Origin of the sequence: Okeania sp. SIO3I5 (assembly GCF_010672085.1) — a bacterium.
In the GTDB taxonomy this organism is placed as follows: Bacteria; Cyanobacteriota; Cyanobacteriia; order Cyanobacteriales; family Microcoleaceae; genus Trichodesmium.
In genome coordinates this window covers 1-20,917 of the sequence record NZ_JAAHHT010000004.1, presented here as the reverse complement: position 1 = coordinate 20,917, position 20,917 = coordinate 1, and the positions used below count along the sequence as shown (strand labels likewise).

14 protein-coding genes and 1 tRNA gene are annotated in these 20,917 nt (G+C 36.3%); 13 read left to right on the top strand and 2 right to left on the bottom strand.

The features are described from left to right. Positions 1-1,116: 1,116 nt before the first annotated feature. A complete protein-coding gene (locus tag F6K40_RS01480; protein WP_293130393.1) occupies positions 1,117-2,646 on the bottom strand; it encodes a TM0106 family RecB-like putative nuclease in 1,530 nt (509 codons plus the stop codon). 418 nt (positions 2,647-3,064) lie between these two features. Between F6K40_RS01480 and F6K40_RS01475 the strand changes: the two genes are divergently transcribed. The 9 genes from F6K40_RS01475 (at position 3,065) to F6K40_RS01435 (ending at position 16,267) form a co-directional block, all read left to right on the top strand. Continuing rightward, positions 3,065-3,202 carry a hypothetical protein gene (locus F6K40_RS01475; protein ID WP_293130391.1) on the top strand — a complete coding sequence of 46 codons (138 nt, stop codon included), beginning with the start codon at positions 3,065-3,067 and terminating at the stop codon, positions 3,200-3,202. 129 nt (positions 3,203-3,331) lie between these two features. Further along, on the top strand, positions 3,332-6,154 hold the full coding sequence (locus F6K40_RS01470) for a response regulator (protein ID WP_293130389.1): 2,823 nt from the start codon (positions 3,332-3,334) through the stop codon (positions 6,152-6,154). Between the two features lie 235 nt (positions 6,155-6,389). Continuing rightward, positions 6,390-7,568, top strand: coding sequence for an aminotransferase class V-fold PLP-dependent enzyme (locus tag F6K40_RS01465; RefSeq protein WP_293130387.1), 1,179 nt, complete (start codon positions 6,390-6,392; stop codon positions 7,566-7,568). 775 nt (positions 7,569-8,343) lie between these two features. Next, the gene (locus F6K40_RS01460) at positions 8,344-10,170 is read left to right on the top strand and encodes a vWA domain-containing protein (protein ID WP_293130385.1); all 1,827 of its coding nucleotides are present in this window, start codon (positions 8,344-8,346) and stop codon (positions 10,168-10,170) included. A 181-nt stretch (positions 10,171-10,351) separates the two neighbouring features. Continuing rightward, a complete protein-coding gene (locus F6K40_RS01455) occupies positions 10,352-11,278 on the top strand; it encodes an Rpn family recombination-promoting nuclease/putative transposase (RefSeq protein WP_293130383.1) in 927 nt (308 codons plus the stop codon). Positions 11,279-11,461: 183 nt separating this feature from the next. Next, entirely contained in the window at positions 11,462-12,412 is a 951-nt protein-coding gene (locus F6K40_RS01450) for an Rpn family recombination-promoting nuclease/putative transposase (RefSeq protein WP_293130381.1), read from the top strand. Between the two features lie 737 nt (positions 12,413-13,149). Continuing rightward, entirely contained in the window at positions 13,150-14,976 is a 1,827-nt protein-coding gene (locus tag F6K40_RS01445; RefSeq protein ID WP_293130378.1) for a serine/threonine-protein kinase, read from the top strand. Between the two features lie 512 nt (positions 14,977-15,488). Beyond that, a tRNA-Val gene (locus F6K40_RS01440) sits at positions 15,489-15,562 on the top strand. 99 nt (positions 15,563-15,661) lie between these two features. Further along, positions 15,662-16,267, top strand: coding sequence for a hypothetical protein (locus tag F6K40_RS01435; RefSeq protein WP_293130376.1), 606 nt, complete (start codon positions 15,662-15,664; stop codon positions 16,265-16,267). A 164-nt stretch (positions 16,268-16,431) separates the two neighbouring features. Here the strand turns inward: F6K40_RS01435 and cofG are convergent, their stop codons facing one another. After that, positions 16,432-17,391, bottom strand: a complete 960-nt coding sequence (gene cofG, locus F6K40_RS01430; RefSeq protein WP_293130373.1) for a 7,8-didemethyl-8-hydroxy-5-deazariboflavin synthase subunit CofG — start codon at positions 17,389-17,391, stop codon at positions 16,432-16,434. Positions 17,392-17,676: 285 nt separating this feature from the next. Between cofG and F6K40_RS01425 the strand changes: the two genes are divergently transcribed. The 4 genes from F6K40_RS01425 to F6K40_RS01410 form a co-directional block, all read left to right on the top strand. Beyond that, a complete protein-coding gene (locus F6K40_RS01425) occupies positions 17,677-17,868 on the top strand; it encodes a type II toxin-antitoxin system HicA family toxin (RefSeq protein WP_293130370.1) in 192 nt (63 codons plus the stop codon). Next, entirely contained in the window at positions 17,868-18,083 is a 216-nt protein-coding gene (locus tag F6K40_RS01420) for a type II toxin-antitoxin system HicB family antitoxin (RefSeq protein ID WP_293130367.1), read from the top strand. The genes F6K40_RS01425 and F6K40_RS01420 overlap by 1 nt, the downstream gene beginning before the upstream one ends. 380 nt (positions 18,084-18,463) lie before the next feature. Further along, complete coding sequence (psbA, locus tag F6K40_RS01415) at positions 18,464-19,525, top strand: photosystem II q(b) protein (RefSeq protein ID WP_293130364.1); 1,062 nt, start codon at positions 18,464-18,466, stop codon at positions 19,523-19,525. 947 nt (positions 19,526-20,472) lie between these two features. Then, the coding region (locus F6K40_RS01410) for a photosynthetic reaction center family protein (RefSeq protein WP_483143759.1) at positions 20,473-20,917 on the top strand (445 nt) is incomplete at its 3' end.

The following is a 20,917-nucleotide window of genomic DNA, read 5'->3' as shown; positions in this document are numbered from 1 at the left end:
TTGCCTAAGTCATTGACTTAATAACTATGGCTGTAATTCCCAGAATAACTAAACCAGTAACTCAGGTCAAAATTAAATATTTATATCTTTGATTTTTGAGATTATTCATAATAGCACGAAGTCTTCTTTCTCCTCGACTTATCCTAATCACCTATTTACAACCAGAAAGTCAAAAACATACACTCCCCAAACTTCCCAAACTTCCCAAATTATCCCTACTTCTGTATTTTTAAATTTTCAACCTGTGGGAAAATTTACCTCTGCTAAAAAAGTTATTTGAGGAAGATTTGCCTAAGTCATTGACTTAATAACTATGGCTGTAATTCCCAGAATAACTAAACCAGTAACTCAGGTCAAAATTAAATATTTATATCTTTGATTTTTGAGATTATTCATAATAGCACGAAGTCTTCTTTCTCCTCGACTTATCCTAATCACCTATTTACAACCAGAAAGTCAAAAACATACACTCCCCAAACTTCCCAAACTTCCCAAATTATCCCTACTTCTGTATTTTTAAATTTTCAACCTGTGGGAAAATTTACCTCTGCTAAAAAAGTTATTTGAGGAAGATTTGCCTGAGTCATTGACTTAATAACTTTAGCTGTAATTATCAGAATAACTAAACCAGTAACTCAGGTCAAAATTAAATATTTATATCTTTGATTTTTGAGATTATTCATAATAGCACCAAGTCTTCCTTCTCCTCAACTTCTCCTAATCATCTATTTACAACTAGAAAGTCAAACACATACACTTCCCAAACTTCCCAAACTTCCCAAATTCTCCCTACTTCTGTATTTTTAAATTTTCAACCTGTGGGAAAATTTACCTCTGCTAAAAAAGTTATTTGAGGAAGAGTTGCCTGAGTCATTGACTTAATAACTTTAGCTGTAATTATCAGAATAACTAAACCAGTAACTGAAGAAAAAAAATTCCTTTTAGCCAATCCTTGTATTACAGAAGAGGTAATTATTAATTATTAATTATTGAAGACGGATTCCTAAATTCCTTTCATAGTCTTAATTTAAGCCATATAACACACCCTACAAGTTTAGCACGGAATGTACGTTGAAAAGAAGAGGTAATTATTAATTATTAATTATTAATTATTAATTATTGAATCCTATTCCTTAAAAATTTTGATAACCATTCTTTAATATAATAAGTAGCATAACAATCATCTTCATTGTAAATAACAATTGCATCTAACAAAGAGCGATCGCCAGTTTTCAACCATTCCTCATACCAACAAACAGATTGAGCGCCATTAGCTTCAGAATTTCGCCATTCAAAACCTAACCAACGGGCAATATTTTTCAGAGCATAACTTTCTATAGGTAATGTAATAGTTTGAGTAACAACTTGATGAATATCCACAAATCTTTTTAATAATGGTTTCCATTGGTAAGCTGGAGTTTGATAGAGTTTAGCTAATCTTTTTACAGTTTGAATTTCATATTCACAGAAGTGATAAATTGGAGCAATAGGATATTTCCAAACTAAGTCTAAAAATTGATACCAAACTTGTTCTTCATCTTGAGGATTTTCGGCTAAATTAACATAAAATTTTTCTGTGTTGTAGCGTTTATCAACTACTAAAACACCATGTAAATAATCCAGACTAATATCTGGTTTAGCTTCAATATCAAAATATAATTCTACAGGAGCATTAACTAACTTATTTGACAGATAATAAGCAATTGGTAAAATTCGACTATCTATTTCTCCAGTCAATTTTTCATTTCTCAAAATTACCTTATTTTCCAATACAGATTGAGCTTGTTGTACAACTTGTATTCCAACTCCATCAATAAATTCTGGGTAACTTTCTAAATCATCAGGATTAGTTTGACTCAAAGATTCTAAAGTTGTTAAATTCAAGCTCTTCAGCACAGCATATCTATTAGAAGTAACTCCCGGTAAAAGAGATAAATGTTTTTGAGTTTCAGCAACAGCATGACAGCTACTATACCAGGCACAAAGATTACATTTTTGACGAGAAATAAAGACTTCTGGTTCTAGAGAATTTTGCAACATAGCAATTAACTCAGAAATACTTTCCTGCATTTGCTGAATTCGCAGTTCTAAATTAACTTTATATAATCCTTTCTTTCCGAGAATTAACCAAGCAGTTTCCGGCAAACTTTCTTGAATATTCTCTAAGATTTTAGCGTGGAAAGCACTAACTATTTGATACTCTAATTTCGGACGCTTACTTAACTTAATATCCGTCGGAATATAAACCCAATCACCAAAGCGAGAATATCCAGGCTGTTTAATCAATAAATCTGGATAACTGACAAAATTAATTGATAGAAAAAGATCGCTCTGAATTTGATTTTGTAGAGGTGATTTTATGGCAGATTCCTGAATTATTAATACTCCCTTGTAAATAACATCAACACCTGCTGCCATTAATAATTCTGTAGCCTTTGCTCCGGCAATTATATTTCCCCTAGGATAATGTGGCATTTGATAATTGTAATTACTGACAATACTAGACCTAAATTCCGAACTATCTTTAATCAATTTCAGCAGAAAATCACTAGGAGATTCTTGTTCCCTAAAATCTCCATAAACATCTAAAAATGCTTTTCTGGGACAGCGTTGGTAAGAAAGTAGCTGAGAGTCAGTTATAAACATTAATTATTGAGTTAGTGAGTCATTTCAGTTATCAGTTATCAGTTATCAGTTATCAATTATCCGTTAGCCTCCTGCAGAGGAATTTAGTGAACAGTTATCAGTACCTCTCATCTGAATTAAGATGCTTGAAATAAGGAATATTCTTTATTTTATCCCCTTAAAAGAGGAGGTTTCATTAATGGATAATGGATAATGGATAATTACCTTTCCCTTTTAGGGAGAGGATTGACGCTCAAGGAAAAGATTTATTTTTAACCAATCCTGTTCTTAAAAAGAAGAGGTAATTATTAATAATTAACAATTAATAATTAATTATTGAATTGAAGCCATTGTTATTATAAAAATAAAATTGAAAAAAATAGCAAATATTTGTAATTACAAAATAATCAGAAGGTATCTGTAAAATCAATCTAAAGAAATGTCTCAAATCACAAGTATTCGGTGGGTTATGGCTGCCAGAGAAATCTTATTTTATTTTGTGAGATTATTGTCACCTTTTCATGTAGGCAACAGCCATTTAGCGGAGCTTGGCATTAGCAAAACCTACCCCACATAAAGGCTTAATTTTTTATTTATAGATACCCTCTGAAGCTATTGTTAGAATAAAAATAAAATTGAAAAAAATAGCAAATATTTGTAACTACAAAATAATCAAAGCTCAAAAAAATTAACTTTAAAAAACAAAATGTTAAAAAGAACACAAAATTCATCTCCAACTCAGCTCCTAACAGTGCTTTATATTGCTGGACTCAGTGTAATAGCAGGATTATTTGTAGTTGAACAGATGATAGTAAAAAAATCCCTAGAATATCAGTTTACCAGTTCTCGGGTAATTAACATTGCAGGTCGTCAAAGAATGCTGAGTCAAAAACTGAGTAAAGCTTCATTAGCTATCCAGTTGAGCGCTAATTTGGAAGTAAAAAAACAACGTCAAGAGGAGCTACAAAGTGTTGTGGAGTTATTCCAACGTTCCCATGAAGGACTACAGTGGGGAGATTCAGATTTAGGATTACCTACTAATAATAATAGTCCTAAAGTCAAACAAATGTTTGCTGAAATGGACGAATATTATCAAGCAATGGTTGAGGCAGCTAAAGATTTGCTAATAGCTATAAACTCAGATTCACCACAGAAAAATATTAGCCCTTTTGTAGAAATAATTTTGGAAAATGAGGCCAATTTTTTGCCACGGATGAATGAAATTGTTTTCCAATATGATGATGAGGCCCAAAAAAAAGTTCGCCAAGCTACGCAGACTGAAAATTTATTATTGACAATATCTATGTTAATAGTTTTGTCAGAGGGACTCTTTGTATTTCGGCCTGCAGTAAGACAAATTCAAATACATATTCAAGAAGAGGCCAAATCCAAGAAACAAACAGCCCAGATAGCAGCAGAATTAGAAGAAAAAAATCAGGAATTAAATAAGGCCCTCAAAGAAGCTCAATCATTAGTCAAGCTCAAATCAGAATTTGTGGCCAATATGAGTCACGAAATACGCACGCCGATGAATGGAATAATTGGCATGACAAGTATACTTTTAGATACTGCCCTAGATTTGCAACAACAAAACTTTGTCGAAATTATCCGTGATAGTGGAGATAATTTGCTAGTCATTATTAACGATATTCTCGACTTCTCAAAAATTGATGCTAATAAGTTAGAATTAGAACACAAACCCTTCGATTTACGAGAATGCGTGGAATCTTCTTTAGATTTGTTAGTTCCTCAAGCGATAAATAAAGGACTAGAATTAGCATATATTATAGACGATTCTACTCCCTGCACAATTATGGGAGATGCGACTCGGTTGCGTCAAATTATAATTAATTTAGTCAGTAATGGGATTAAATTTACTGAATCTGGAGAAGTAGTAATAAGTATCACTGCCCAAGAAATTAACTCCGATAATTCTCAAGAACCTACCCAACAAATTCATTTTGCTGTCAGAGATACTGGTATTGGTATTCCGTCAGAAGGTTTGAAGCGACTTTTTCAATCTTTTTCTCAAGTAGATTCGTCAACTACTCGTAAATATGGGGGTACTGGTTTAGGTTTGGTTATTAGTAAGCGACTATGTGAAATGATGGGGGGGCAAATTTGGGCAGAAAGTGCAGGGAATGTGGCAGGAAATCCTATAGTTGCGAATCAAAATAATTGGGTTTATGCAAATCCTATTGCTGTAGGTTCAACGTTTCACTTTACAATCTTAACTACAACTGCTCCGAGTATCCCTAAACCTTATGACAATCCTCAGCCTGAACTTACTGGTAAACGAGTATTAATAGTTGATGATAATCCTACTAATAGACTCATTTTAAAAATACAAACTAAAAAGTGGAATATGATTTCTACAGGAGTAGAGAGTGCTGCAAAAGCTTTAGAATTGCTGATGAGAGGCGAACATTTCGATTTGGCTATTTTAGATCTGCAAATGCCTGAAATGGATGGTCTAAATTTGGCTGCTAAAATTCGTAAGTTGCCAAAACTGAAAACACTACCATTGGTAATGTTAACTTCAGTTGGTTGCCCAAAACATAATGCTACGCTAGATTTACAAGCTTGTGTAAATAAACCGATTAAATCCAGTCAATTGTACGATGTACTGATCAAAGTTTTTGCAGATTGTGAAATTCGGAGCAAAAATCAAGCTGAGGTAGATATTAATCAAAATCTGGCAAAACAAGTACCTTTAAGAATTTTGGTTGCTGAAGATAATGTTATTAATCAAAAGGTGGCGTTGTCAATGTTAAAACGGATGGGTTATTCCCCTGATGTAGTTAGTAATGGTTTGGAAGCTTTGACAGCTTTGGAGCAAGTAGGTTATGATTTGGTCTTGATGGATGTACAAATGCCAGAAATGGGAGGTTTGGAAGCAACAGAACATATCTGTGAAAAGTATGGCAAAGAGTTAGACAAAAGACCTGCTATTGTGGCGATGACTGCAGGAGCAATGGAAGGCGATCGCGAGATTTGCCTAAGAACAGGTATGGATGATTATATTAGTAAACCAGTTAAAGTACAAGCTTTACAGCGAGTTTTAGTCAATTGGGGCAGAAAAGTTTTGGCAAATAAAAATTCAGGATTAGAAATGACACCAGAAACAAACTCGGATATTTCTCACTCTCCCTCTCCCAACCCAAGTAAGGTTTCAAACGATCCTCTAGTAGACTGGGAAGTGATGGCAAATATTCGTCAAGAAATACAAATTGAGGGTGAACCGGATGTGGTAGATGAATTGATTACTTTGTTTATTACGGAAACTACACAACTATTAGCAACTATGACAAAAGCTATAGATGAACTCGAAATTGAAACATTACAATTAACTGCTCACAACTTGAAAGGGAGTTGTAGACATTTAGGGATTGTACGTATGGAGAAAATTGCTGCTTCTATAGAAAAAAAAGCTCAACTTACTTTGATCGTTGAGGCAAAAAAACTGTTAACGAAATTAGAAAATGAGTTTGTTCAGACTCAATCGGAATTAGAAAATATAGCAATATAATTTATAGGGAACAGGGAATAGGGAATAGGGAAGAAGAAAAAAAGAGGTGTCGGAAGTGTGGGAGGTGTCGGGAGATTATAGAAAGATTTGGTAATGCTTGCAGATGGAACATTTTTTTCTACTGAATTAAGCGGATTTGATATTACCGATATTCGATCGCTATATTAAAGCTTAAATTAGGATTTATGATATAATTGCAAAGCACAAAACTTTGTCGTTGAACGTTAATAATTTTATGAACCAGAATCTTTCCCAATTGTCAAATTATCGACAAAATTTTCCAGCTTTAGCTAATAAAAATTATTTTAATTATGGCGGTCAAGGACCGATGCCAGAAATATCTTTACAAGCAATTTCTGACTCTTATCAAAAAGTACAAAATCTCGGACCTTTTTCTGACAAAGTTGGTAAGTGGGTGATAAATGAAGCAGCTTTAATGCGAGGAGCGATCGCTGCTGAATTAGGAGTTTCTCCAGATACTATTACTTTGACAGAAAATGTTACTGTAGGTTGTAATATTCCACTTTGGGGTTTAGATTGGCAGGCGGGAGATCATCTATTACTTTCTGACTGCGAACATCCGGGAGTTATTGCTACAATTGATGAAATTAAAAGACGTTTCAATATTGAGGTATCTACTTGCCCAATAATGGAAACTTTGAATCAAGGAAAGCCTGTAGAAGTAATAGCTGAAAATTTACGCCCAAATACTAAATTGTTAGTAATTAGTCATATATTGTGGAATACTGGTCAAGTTTTACCATTGACTGAAATTGTTAAATCATGTCATCATTTATTTCCATCCCCAATTAAAGTATTAGTTGATGCTGCTCAATCTGTAGGAGTTTTACCTTTAAAATTAGCAGAAACAGAAGTTGATTTTTATGCTTTTACTGGTCATAAATGGTGTTGTGGTCCCGAAGGTTTAGGCGGTCTTTATGTAAGTGCGAAAGCCAGGGAAAGTTTAAGTCCTACTTTTATTGGTTGGCGGGGTGTTTTGAAAGATAAAAGTGGTAAACCGATTGGTTGGCAACCTGATGGTAGATGTTATGAAATTGCGACTTCTGCTTATCCTTTATATTCGGGTTTAAGGGAAGCACTTGCTCTCCATAATCAGTGGGGAACTGCAACAGAAAGGTATGAAAAAATAAAAGAATTAAGTAGATATTTATGGGAAAATTTAACCAAAATTCCTGAGATTAAATGTTTGCGCACCGCACCTCCAGAAGCAGGATTAGTTTCTTTCCAGTTAACCAATGGTAAATCCCATCAAGAGTTAGTTAAATATTTAGAAAACCAGGGAATTATGGTGCGAACTATCCTCGATCCAGATTGTGTGAGAGCTTGTGTTCATTATTTTACTGGAGAGGCAGAAATTGATAAATTAATAGAGGAAATAAAGGCTTTTGTTTAAAGTAGGGGTTTGGTCTCCAAACCCAATAGCAATTTGCGCTTATGTTATGATCGGGACTTACGCAGAACCGCCAGATCTAGTAAGGGCGAATGCCATTCGCCCCTACAGATGCTGTGTAATTCCATATTTGGCCTAAGTCCTGATGATATTTGTTTGTAAGGGTTTGGTCTCCAAACCCAATAGCAATTTGCGCTAACTTCCTCAAAAGATACCAATAGAGGCAAAAATAAAAAGTATAGCGCGTAGCGCTAGGGAATAGGGAATAGTCAAAGGGTTTCAAGATGTATACAGCAGTTTCCGTTGTTATGAGGTACACCCATCGCGGGGATATTGCCCGCACTACAATATTTTTATCATTGATCCTGTACATCATTGTCTCCGAAATTTGTTGTAAATATCCTAACTTTAATGGGTAGCGCTATAAAATAAACAGGACTTACGCAAAGGCACTATATATAGGGTCTAGGTGCGTTACTAAGCGCGCTTTTCATGTCCGCTCTTAGCGGAAACACACCCTACCAATAGGGTTAATGCGTAAGTCCTAATAAATTCTTATCTAGAAATTATCAATTATTATATCATGTCCGGATAATTAGTGATAAAAAAAAGTTCCATCTTCAACCATTACCAAATCTTCCCACACTTCCCACACTTCCCACACTCCCCACCCTCCTCCCTCGTTATTTATAACTATTCAACCGGACATGATATTACTCCCTGTTCGCTGTTCCCTGTTCCCTGTTCCCTGTTCCCTAAAATAAAAAGGTAAAAACTAATGAAAGCAAATTATTCTCTTTCCCATTCTGTAATTGCAGTTGATACTCAGACAACACTCGACTTAATTCTCAATTTCAACGCCGAAGATCGAGTCCAAACATCTAACCGTCGCCCATTAAACTTGAGTTTAGTTATCGATCGCTCCGGTTCAATGGGAGGTCAACCTCTGCGTTATGCAATAAAAGCTGCTCAAAAGTTGGTTGAGTCACTCAACCCTGATGATATTGTCTCTGTTGTTATCTATGATGATAACCCAGAAACAATATTGCCCCCGCAGACAGCAGCAGACAAAGCCAAAATTTCTACTCAAATAAGTCGAATTAGAGCTGGAGGTTGTACGAACCTGAGTGGTGGTTGGTTGATGGGTTGCGATTGCGTTCGATCTCAACAAACTGAAGAACGATTGAATCGCGTCCTACTGCTGACTGATGGGCAAGCTAACAGCGGAATTACCAACCGTCAAGATTTAACAAAAACTGCCAAAGAAAAAGCAGAACAGGGAATTATCACGACGACTTTGGGGTTTGGAACCAACTTTAATGAAGACTTGCTGATTGATATAGCAGATGCTGCTGGTGGAAATTTTTATTTTATTCAATCTCCAGATGACGCAGTTGACGTTTTCCGTATCGAGTTAGAAAGTTTAACTTCTGTTGTGGCAGAAAATCTCACAGTAATTCTACGTCCGGAAGCATCAGTACAGATTTCTGAAGTGTTGAATAACTATCAGTCAACTACTCAGGGAGAAGCATGGGAAATTTTCTTAGGGGATGTCTATCAAGTTGAAGCGAAACAGCTAGCTCTACAACTATCAATTCCTCCGCAAAAAAATCCCGGTTCCTTAACTATTGGTACTATAGAGTATCAGTATCAAAAGACTATTGATGACAAAAATCAACAGGTATCGGAACAAATTCCGATTGCAATAACAGTCGGTTCCGCTGAAGAAGCAAGTCGCACCGAAGCGGATTTGTCCGTAGTCGAACAAACCAGTCAACTGAGAATAGCTCGCCTGAAAAATGAAGCGATCGCTATGGCAGATCGAGGACAGTACGAGGAAGCTGCAGAAGTATTACGTTCTAAGGTTGATGAACTCAAGAGCAAATTATTAAATGAAATATTTGAAGTTGCCGAGGAAATTGCGCAATTAGAATATTACGCGCAACGGATCGAAAACCGCAACCTTGATCGTGCCAGTCGCAAAGAAATGCGCGATCAATCATATCAAACGTTGAACCGGAGTCGCGACGACTTGAAATTACGAGGTTCTACCGCAGGAAATGCAAATAGTTTGGAAGCGGTTTCTAGTGGTGACGACGGTGTTTTAGTCAAATGTTTTCGAGAAGGTGGAAAACTCCGAGTGCGGGTGATTTCAGAAGGCTATAATTCTGAATTTAATGTTCAGTTTCCTCGTGAAATTCGTCAAGAGGGAGTGACTTATGTTGTAGAGGAAATTAAACTTTCAGCTAATGGTACTTTTTACCGTGCTAGCGGTAATATTCGTCGCTTAGTTATACCCGGTGAAGAAAAAGCAGCAACCACTACAGCTAAATCTCAAAAATTAGCAGCAGTCAAAGCAACAGGAACATGGGAAGATTTAGAAACTGTTGATACTGTGGGTGATGGGATTTTAATTCAGTGTATTAAAGAAAAAGGTAAGCTAAGAGCAAGAGTAGTTTCAGATGGATATAATCCTGATTTTAATATTCGTTTTCCTCGGAATATTCGAGCTGAAGGAGTATTGTTTGTAGTTGATGAAGTGCGAGAATCTGCTGATGGTAAATCTTACATTAGTTATGGGAAAGTTCGTCGATTAGTACAGTAGATTTGTCGCTAAATAGATGGAAAAAATATCTTAAATTAAGACAGATATCATCTCCTAATTTCTGTAGGGGCGAATAGCGATTCGCCCCTACAAATCCTGATTTTTTGCCCGATATTTCCTAACACAAAATGTAGACTATAATATTTTGAATAACTCAAATTATCTTCAGGAAAAAAACACTATGAGTTTTGTTAGTCCCAAAGTCGATTATGCTTTTAAAAAAATATTTGGTTCCGAGGAAAGCAAAGATATTTTAATCAGTTTCCTAAATGCCATAATTTATAATGGAGAAAAAATCATTGAATCTTTAACAATTATCAATCCTTTTAATCCTGGTAAAGTAATGAGTCTAAAAGATACCTATTTAGATGTAAAAGCTGTCTTATTTGATGATTCAATTGTGGTTATAGAAATGCAAGTAGCATCAATGAGTGGCTTTAGCAAGCGGGTAATGTACAACTTAGTCAAAGGTTATATCAACCAGTTAAAAAAAGGAGATGATTACCTCTTGCTACGTCCGGCTATAGCGGTAACAATTACAGATTTTATCTTATTTAAAAACCCAAAAAATCACAAAAAAAAGGTAGATGTTATTAATACATTTGTGTTTAAACACCGAGAGCAAAACTGGGAATATCCTGATGAAGAATTGAAGCTAATTTTTGTTGAGTTACCCAAGTTTAAAAAAAGTTTGTCAGAATTAGAAACTTTAGCTGATAAGTGGATTTATTTCCTGAAAGAAACAGCTAATTTGGATGAGATACCAGAAAATTTAGGAGAAGTTGTAGAAATAGAAAAAGCTTTAAACATTGCCCATGAAATTAATATGAGTCCAGAAGAATTAGAGATAGTTGAGCGTCGCGCAATAACATTACAAGATGAAAGAGGACGAATAACTTATGCAGAACAACAAGGACGTTTATCTGAAGCGATCGCCTTTGTTATGCGTTTACTGAAAAAAAGATTTCCAGATATTCCCACCGCAATAACCATTCAAATTGAAAATTTACCTCTTGAATACTTGCAAAGTTTAGGAGAAGATTTGTTAGATTTCAACAGTCTGGAAGATGTGGAAAGTTGGTTAAATTCTCGCTATCCGAATCAATAGAAATATCGGGACTTACGCTTTCCCAACTAATAAACCGGATTTATTGCTCTGATTATTGTTGTTTGAACCAGGAAATTTAGTCGATCAACCCGGTTTCTATGTAAGTCCTGAAGATCGCCTTACATTTTCCATTTATGATATGATATTTTGAATAATTCAAATGCTCTTAAGGAAAAAAATACTATGAATTTTGTTAGTACCAAGATTGATTATGCTTTTAAAAAAATATTTGGCTCCGAAGAAAGCAAAGAGATTTTAATTGGCTTTCTTAATGCCATAATTTATGATGGAGAAAAAACTATTGAGTATGTAACAATTATCAACCCTTTTACTCCCGATCAAGTAATCAGTTTAAAAGATTTAAAAGATACCTGTTTAGATATAAAAGCTGTCCTATGTGATGGTTCGGTTGTGTTTATTGAAATGGAAATTGCAGGGATGACTACTTTTAGCAAGGCAGTAATGTATAACTTAGCCAAAGGTTATAATAACCAGTTGAAAATAAAAGACAATTTCCTTCTACTACATCCAACAATAGTAGTAACAATTATGGATTTTATCTTCTTTAGAGATAAGGCAGATGTTATTAATCCATTTGTGTTTAAACATCAGGAGCAAAACTGGGAATATCCTGATGAAGAATTGAAGCTAATTTTTGTCGAGTTACCGAAGTTTAATAAAACCTTATCTGAATTAGAAACTTTAGCTGATAAGTGGATTTATTTCCTAAAAGAAGCTGGTAGATTGGATGATATACCAGAAAGTTTGGGCATGGTTGCCGAAATAAAACAAGCTTTTAACTTTGCTAATAAAATTAACATGACACCAGAAGAATTAGAAAGAGTCGAATATAGAGCAATAGGATTGCAAGATCAAAAAGGACGAATAGCTTATGCAGAACAACAAGGGATAATTGAAGGGATAATTAAAGGTGAAGCAAAAGCACGACTGAGTAAAGCGATCGCCTTTGTTATGGGTTTCCTGGAAAAAAGATTTCCAGACATTTCCACCGCAACAACCAGTCAAATTGAAAATTTACTTATTGAAGACTTGGAAAGTGTAGGAGAAAATTTGTTAGATTTTAACAGTCTAGAAGACTTAGAAAGTTGGTTAAATTCTCGCTATCCCAATTAAGAGAAATTAGGAAGTCTGAGGAGTGTGGGGAGTCCGAAGAGAAACTACAATCATAATTTCGTCGATAAACCCGGTTTTTGCCTAAGTCATAGTGAAGTTTCAGAGGAATTTAGCTGACTTCTAAGTACCACCAAAATATTATAGCGCTACGCGAAGCGCGAATAGGGAATATAGCAATCCTAAATAGGTTGTAATACCAATTTGATAAATGTTTGCTACAAATAGCTAGGGTGATTTTTAGGAGTCAGAAGTCAGGAGTCAGGAGTCGTATGGGAATCGCTTAAATAGCATTTTTTATGTCATAAATCATCTTTTTTTGTCAAAGAAACATCTCCTCTAAAATATTTTTATCGCCCTTACTATTCGTAACATTCTTTTTTCAAAATGGTATAATATTTTATTGTAGGGGTTTGGAGACCAAACCCAAACGCAAAGGGATTTGGAGACCAAACCCCTACAGTTTTTTTCTCACAAATCATTTCTTATGGCTATAGGGAATAGGGAATAGTAAACTGTCAAAGGGTTTCAATATTTAGAAATATCCTAACCTTAATGCCTAGCGCTATACAACTGAAATAAGGTTGCTATAGTATGATACCATTTTGAAAAAGAATGTTATAAATAGTTTGAAACTTTAGATGTGAAATAATTTATTGAAATTACTGTAGTGTCAAAGTTTTGAGCCTATAAAATCTAACTTTTGAATTTTGACTTTTAAATTTTGACTTCTAAATAGTATGAGTTATTGCTATAATCCTACTTGCCAAAAACCCCAAAACTCAGACAAAAATAAATTCTGCCAAAGTTGCGGAGCAAAACTAATTTTGAGAGAACATTATCGCCTCCTCAAACCAATTGGAATAGGCACATTTAGTCGAACATTCTTAGCAGTTGATGAGGATATTCCCTCAAAACCAATCTCTGTAATTAAACAATTTTTACCAATAGCTACTTCAGGTAAAAATGCAATACAAAATATCAATGAAATAGAAAAAGCATCAACATCATTTCATAGAGAAGCATTACAATTAGACAAACTCGGAAAACACCCCCAAATCCCCAGTTTATTAGCCTATTTTATTGTCTCATCCTATCAATATTTAGTTCAAGAATATATACCAGGAAAAAACTTAGCTCAAGAGTTAAAAGAACAAGGCACATTTGACGAACAAAAAATTAGAAAATTCCTCAGAGAAATACTGCCAGTCTTGCAATTTATACACAAAAATCAAGTCATTCATCGCGATATTAAACCAGAAAATATTATTCGTCGTGGTACTGATGAAACAGGATATGAATGGAGTGGAAATTTATGTTTAGTCGGTTTTGGTGCTGCCAAAGCTATTTCGACTAATGCCAATGTTAACACTGCCACAGTCATCGGTTCCCCAGAATATACAGCTCCCGAACAATTAATGGGTCAACCAGTATTTGCTAGCGATATCTATAGTTTAGGTGTTGTTTGTATTCAGTTAATGACTCAACTAAACCCTTTCGACTTGCGTCACGGTGAGGAATGGTTATGGCAACAACATTTACCCAGACCAGTGAGTACATCCTTAAGTAATATCATTAATAAAATGTTGCAAGTTTCCTTGCCACAACGTTATCATTCAGCAGAAGAAGTTTTACAAGATTTAATGCAAACAGTAGGAAATTCTTGGGAAGCATTGGAAAGTTTAGAAAGTCATGGTAACAAAGTGAGAACTGTAGCATTTAGTATTGATAATCAGAATGTGGTGAGTGGGGGAGAAGATAATAGTATTAAAGTCTGGACTCTGGGAACTGGTAGCGCTCCTCAGACTTTAGGAGGTTGGATGTTCGGTCATTCTGGATGGGTGCAAGCGATCGCTTTTAGTCCCGATGGTCAAACTTTGGTGAGTGGGAGTAATGACGGCAACGTAAAAATTTGGAACTTGGGTACAGGAAAGTTGGTGCGAACTTTGGGGAATTGGTTTGGTCAAGACTGGGGTGCCGTACAGGCGATCGCTATTAGTCAAGATGGTCAGATATTGGCAAGCAGTCATGGTGACAAGACGGTAAAGGTTTGGTATCTCGGCAGTGGGAAAATGCGAGGATTTTTGAAAGGTCATACTGCATGGGTGGAGTCCGTTGCTATTAGTCCGGATGGAAAAGTGTTAGCGAGTGGGAGTGGAGATAAGACGATTAAATTATGGAATGTGGCAACTGGGAAATTGTTGTTAACTTTGACTGGTCATAGTGATGTAGTTCGGAGTGTAGCGATCGCTCCTGACGGTCAGATATTAGCGAGTGGCAGTAGTGACAATACTGTTCGGTTGTGGCAGTTAGCGACGGGAGATTTATTGGGAGTGTTGCAGCATTCTGATGGAGTGAATAGCGTGGCGATCGGTCCCGATGGTTTGATGTTAGCGAGTGGGTGTCGGAATGGGAATTTGTATTTATGGAATCCTTATACAATGGAGGAAGTAGGAGTATTGAGTCAAAATGCCGTAGTGAATGCAGTAACATTTAGTGTAGATGGTCAGATGTTGGCGGCGGGTTGTGGGGATGGGAGTGTGGGTGTGTGGAGGAGGGTGAGTTAATTAATTAATAATTAATAATGGCTTTGTTGCTAGACAAGCATATAGCTACCGCACAAGATCCAAGATCCTTGTACTTCATACTTCTATAACTATTGTCCAATAAATAAATCAATTATCTTCGGTATTAAAAAAAAAAGCTGAAACTTATACCTGTAAAGGCTTTGAGCCATTTAACTATTGGCCAATAAATAAATGAATAAAACATCAATGATCGAGATATGGTGATATAGCTGCCACCTTTGATATAAAAAAAGCTGAAACTTATACCTGCAAAGGCTTTGAGCCATTTAACTATTGGCCAATAGAATAATAGAAATAGGGTGATATAGCTGCCACTAGGTTCACCTTTCATGTCGCGGACAACCGAAAAGCGGAACGGATTTTCTATGGCTATTACAACAAAGCTATTAATAATTGATAATTGATAATTCATAGTGGATAATGAAAACTATATAAAATTTTTTTTAGGGGTTGCAGGTTTGGGAAAGGTGTGTTATGATGATTAAATACTTGGACGTATAGCTCAGTTGGTTAGAGCGCCACGTTGACATCGTGGAGGTCACAGATTCGAGTTCTGTTACGTCCATTTCACTCATCTCCTGATTTTTGTACTACTAAATCAATTGTATCGTATTACAAAAATTAGGGAGAGCGATATAGCTGCCGTTAGGCTCCGCCAACGCTTATGAAACGGATTCAAAAGTCAAGAAGACAGCAAACAAAATTTATTGCAGTCTGGATTATTGCCAACTTTATCGGAGGATTCTTGGTGGGATACCTTGAGGATAACGGTTGGCAGTTTATGGCTACGCTCTTCTTTTCAGGAGCTATTGTGGGTTCTCTGCAATGGATAATTTTGAGGTGGGTAGGTCTGAGAGATTGGTTTTGGCCTTTGGCAAGTGCTTTTGGTTGGATATTTGGCTACTACATCTTAGCTTTGCTACAACCTTTAGTGAGTAATATAGTTAACAGTTTATGGTCTAAGTTTGGGTTGTGGGAAGTATTCTGGCTTAATCTCATCAATCAGCCAATTTTATTCTCATTTATGGCACTCACCCAAGCAAGCATTCTCAGTTACCATACTCAGAAACGAGTACACACCTTTGGAGTTTGGCTGTTCTCCAGTTTGGTTGGTGGAGCTATGAACGGAGCTATTGGTGCATCGCTATGTTCTGCTATTTGTCAGGCATTACCTAATAGATTGATTGGTATTGTCAATGGTACTAGCTGGGCAGTCTATGGTATCGTCACCGGAGTTGCTCTGTTTCAACAATTAATAATTAATAATTAATAATTAATAATTACCTCTCCTTGAAACTGATAGTATTGACTAATCATGAAAATTTTTATTTATTATCCCCTATCCAAGGTCCGGCTTTAAACCAAAATTTTTCGGTAAAATTATCAGAGCTTAAAATTACGAGATTCATAATATAGTCGCGATCGCAAAGATTATCAATGGATGGATAATTTCATACGCCATTTACTCACAATATTTTTTAATTTTATTGGCAACCAATCATCATATTTAGAATACACTGGTAATCTTTTAATTAACTGCCACTCTCCAGACTCCAAAACTTTTGCTAAAGCTTGATAGTGGGAGTGAGGATAATCAGGATTAACTTCATCTAATGGTCCGATACCTCCTAAGTCTCGCGCACCACTTTCCAAACAAGCTAATAATATTTCCGGTTTTGTAACTAAATTGGGAGGAATTTGTAGGGTAATATTTGAGGGTAAAATTTGACTGGCGATCGCTACAACTTCAGGCAATAAATTAATCTCAAAACCTTCACCATTCCATATTTCTTGATTACCAGGACTGTAGGGTTGTAGAATAACTTCTTGAATATGACCCCATTTTTGATGAATATTAGCGATCGCTTCTAAAGTTTCTTTCCAGTCAGCTACAGTCTCTCCAATTCCTAACAATAAACCAGTAGTAAAAGGAATTTTTAATTCTCCTGCCGATTCTAATTGTTGTAACCGTAAAAGTGGTATCTTGCTAGGAGCGTTTTTATGGACTGTTTGTAGTAATTTAGGTGTTATCTGTTCCAACATTAATCCCATTGATACATTTACCTGTTTCAACTCCTTCATTTCTTCCCTACTAAGTGGCCCGACATTAGTATGGGGCAAAAATCCTAAAGATAGAGCTAGTTTACATAAGTCATAGATTAGTTGAAACCAAGTTTGTCTGTATTTACTATTCGGATGTACTTCACCGCTCAGAATCAAAATTTCAATTATACCTTGATTTTTGAGGGATAATAATAGTGTTTCTGCTTCTGACAAACTCAGCCAAGAATTTTTGCCTGGATCTGAGCGAAAATTACAATAGTTACAACGATTAAAGCACTCATAAGTAGGAACTACTGTATATGCAGGACTATATGTAACAATTCTAGGCATAGGTGAAGTTAAATTTAGTTAGCTGGACTTTGGGATTTTTTACACTGAAAATGGCTTCAAACCCAGTATTTGCAAGGGAAATACCTGAACTTGCTTAAAATAGCTGTTTGCGTAGCATTCCGCAGGAAAACCTAGATATATCAAGAAAACGTCTAATTTTAGGTGAAAATATTGCTGTATAAGGGTTTTACCTTATTTTTAACCTGTTTTTTCCTAAAGTCCAGTTAGTTACAGATTGTATATCAACATACTTGCTTGATTAAGTATTTATATAAAGGAAAATCCATGAAAGTTCGTGAGGTACTAAAAAAATTAGAAGCAGATGGATGGTATGAAGCAAGAATGCGAGGCAGTGATCGGGTTCTAAAGCATCCTGAAAAACCCGGTATTGTTGTTTTACCAGGTAATTTTTCTGATGAAATTGCCATTGGAACACTCAAAAGCATTTGGAAACAAGCACAATTAGAGAATAAATAATGAAAGAATATATTGTTATTTTTGAATGGACTGGGAATAACTATTCTGCTTATGTTCCTGACTTACTGGGTTGTATTTCTACAGGTAAAACCCTTGAAGAAACAGAAGGTAATATCAGAGAAGCGATCGAACTTTATATTGATACCTTGCGAGAAGATGGTCAACCCATTCCCGAACCATCCCTTCAGATCAAAGCAATCTCTGTACTAGCGTGACATCCTCCTGACGCTGACCTCTAGGAGGTACAGCGCGGGCTTCCAACATCGTTAGACATTGCTACCCTGCGCCACTTATCTAGACATAATGACCCCGATAGTCCGACTTGACAGCCTATTTCTTGCCCCCGGAGTTCCTGGGTACTAATGGATAATTGATAATTGATAATTAGAGATAGTTTTCATTATCACATATATTTATTTTGTCCATTTGTCTAAAATTGATAAATAAAACTTATAACTAACTCCAAAAACACTATTCTTAAAACCCTTTACAAAGAGAAATAAAGTAGCTAAAGTATTAATAACGGTCAAGGAACACAAAACCCAAGACCGCCGTACCTCGAAAATTTCATACATAAAGCAATCATACATCTATTATGACCACTACTTTACAACAGCGTGAAAACGCTAACGTTTGGGAACGGTTCTGTAGCTGGGTTACTAGCACTGATAACCGTCTTTACATCGGTTGGTTCGGAGTCTTAATGATCCCTACCCTCCTAACTGCTACTATCTGCTACATCATCGCATTCGTAGCAGCTCCCCCTGTAGACATCGATGGTATCCGCGAACCCGTCGCTGGTTCCTTACTCTACGGAAACAACATCATTTCCGGTGCAGTAGTACCTTCCTCCAACGCTATTGGTTTACACTTCTATCCTATCTGGGAAGCAGCTAGCTTAGATGAGTGGCTCTACAACGGTGGCCCTTACCAGCTAGTAATTTTCCACTTCCTCATCGGTATCTTTACTTATATGGGTCGTGAGTGGGAATTATCCTACCGCTTAGGTATGCGTCCTTGGATCTGTGTTGCATACTCTGCTCCTGTAGCAGCAGCAACTGCAGTATTCTTAATCTATCCTATCGGTCAAGGTAGTTTCTCTGATGGAATGCCTTTAGGAATCTCTGGTACATTCAACTTCATGATTGTATTCCAAGCAGAGCACAACATCTTAATGCACCCATTCCATATGTTAGGTGTAGCAGGTGTATTCGGTGGTTCTTTGTTTAGTGCAATGCACGGAAGCTTGGTAACTTCTTCCTTAGTTCGTGAAACAACTGAAACTGAATCTCAAAACTACGGTTATAAGTTCGGTCAAGAAGAAGAAACTTACAACATCGTAGCAGCTCATGGCTACTTCGGTCGTTTAATCTTCCAATATGCATCATTCAACAACAGTCGTTCTTTACACTTCTTCTTAGGAGCATGGCCAGTAGTAGGAATCTGGTTCACAGCATTAGGTGTGAGTACAATGGCATTCAACCTAAACGGTTTCAACTTCAACCAGTCTATCATTGACTCCAGTGGTCGTGTAGTAAATACTTGGGCAGACATCATCAACCGCGCTAACTTGGGTATGGAAGTAATGCACGAGCGTAACGCTCATAACTTCCCTCTAGATTTAGCTGCAGTAGAAGCTCCTTCTATCAAGGGTTAATTTTTGACTGATTAATTAAGTTGATTGATTAATTAAAGAAAGCTCTCCATTTTTGGGGAGCTTTTTTATTTGTTTGATGAAAAATTTACAGCAGTTTTGAGATAAAAATATACCATAATTTCAAAAAGTGGATAATCACCTTCAAATTAGATTTAATATATAATCCGGCTATATAGTATAGCAGGGAACAGGGAACAGGGAACAGGGAACAGTTAGAAAAACATTTCCCAGTCTAAGGTTCATCATCAGTCCATGTCCTAAGCAACTCTTTCTCAGCTATATATGTTCATTATTAAATCGGACCATCTCCCCATCTCCCCCAACAATACACTCTTGTATTCAACTAGATTTGATATTACTCCTTACTCCGTACGGACGTTGCTTGAGCATTAATGCGTTACATGTCGCGCAGCGTTAGCGGAGCGAAAGCGTCAGCAATACGTCCCTACCTCATTACTCATTACTCCTCAGTAATACGATAACTAATTACTCGGATTCTATATAAAGTCTAGGCTATAAGCGGGCTACTTTTTGATTGATTCACTTAAATATACAGGACTTACGCAACGGCACTAATTGTAGTGGCAATATCCAGAATAATCCTAGATATATACACCATAAATAGCGGTACTGCGTAAGTCCTGATATAGTAATTCCCAAAGTTATGAAGTACACTTGCTTTTCTTCTTTTCTATTCCCTGTTCCCAGTTAAGTTAAGTGTTCCCTCAAACCTAAAATTTTGTACCTCGCACTTTTTAGGAATTGCTATAGTATTACTTTGGTAAAATAAGCCCTACTTATTCATTAGATTGAATACTTTAAGATACAAACCCCTTTACAAAGAGAAATAAAGTAGCTAAAGTATTAATAACGGTCAAGGAACACAAAACCAACGACCGCCGTACCTCGAAAATTTCATACATACATCAAGCAATCATACATCTATTATGACCACTACTTTACAACAGCGTGAAAACGCTAACGTTTGGGAACGGTTCTGTAGCTGGGTTACTAGCACAGATAACCGTCTTTACATCGGTTGGTTCGGAGTCTTAATGATCCCTACCCTCCTAACTGCTACTATCTGCTACATCATCGCATTTGTAGCAGCTCCTCCTGTAGACATCGATGGTATCCGCGAACCCGTCGCTGGTTCCCTACTCTACGGAAACAACATTATTTCCGGTGCAGTAGTACCTTCCTCCAATGCTATTGGTCTACACTTCTATCCTATCTGGGAAGCAGCTAGCTTAGATGAGTGGTTATACAACGGTGGCCCTTACCAGCTAGTAATTTTCCACTTCCTCATCGGTATCTTTACTTATATGGGTCGTGAGTGGGAATTATCCTACCGCTTAGGTATGCGTCCTTGGATCTGTGTTGCATACTCTG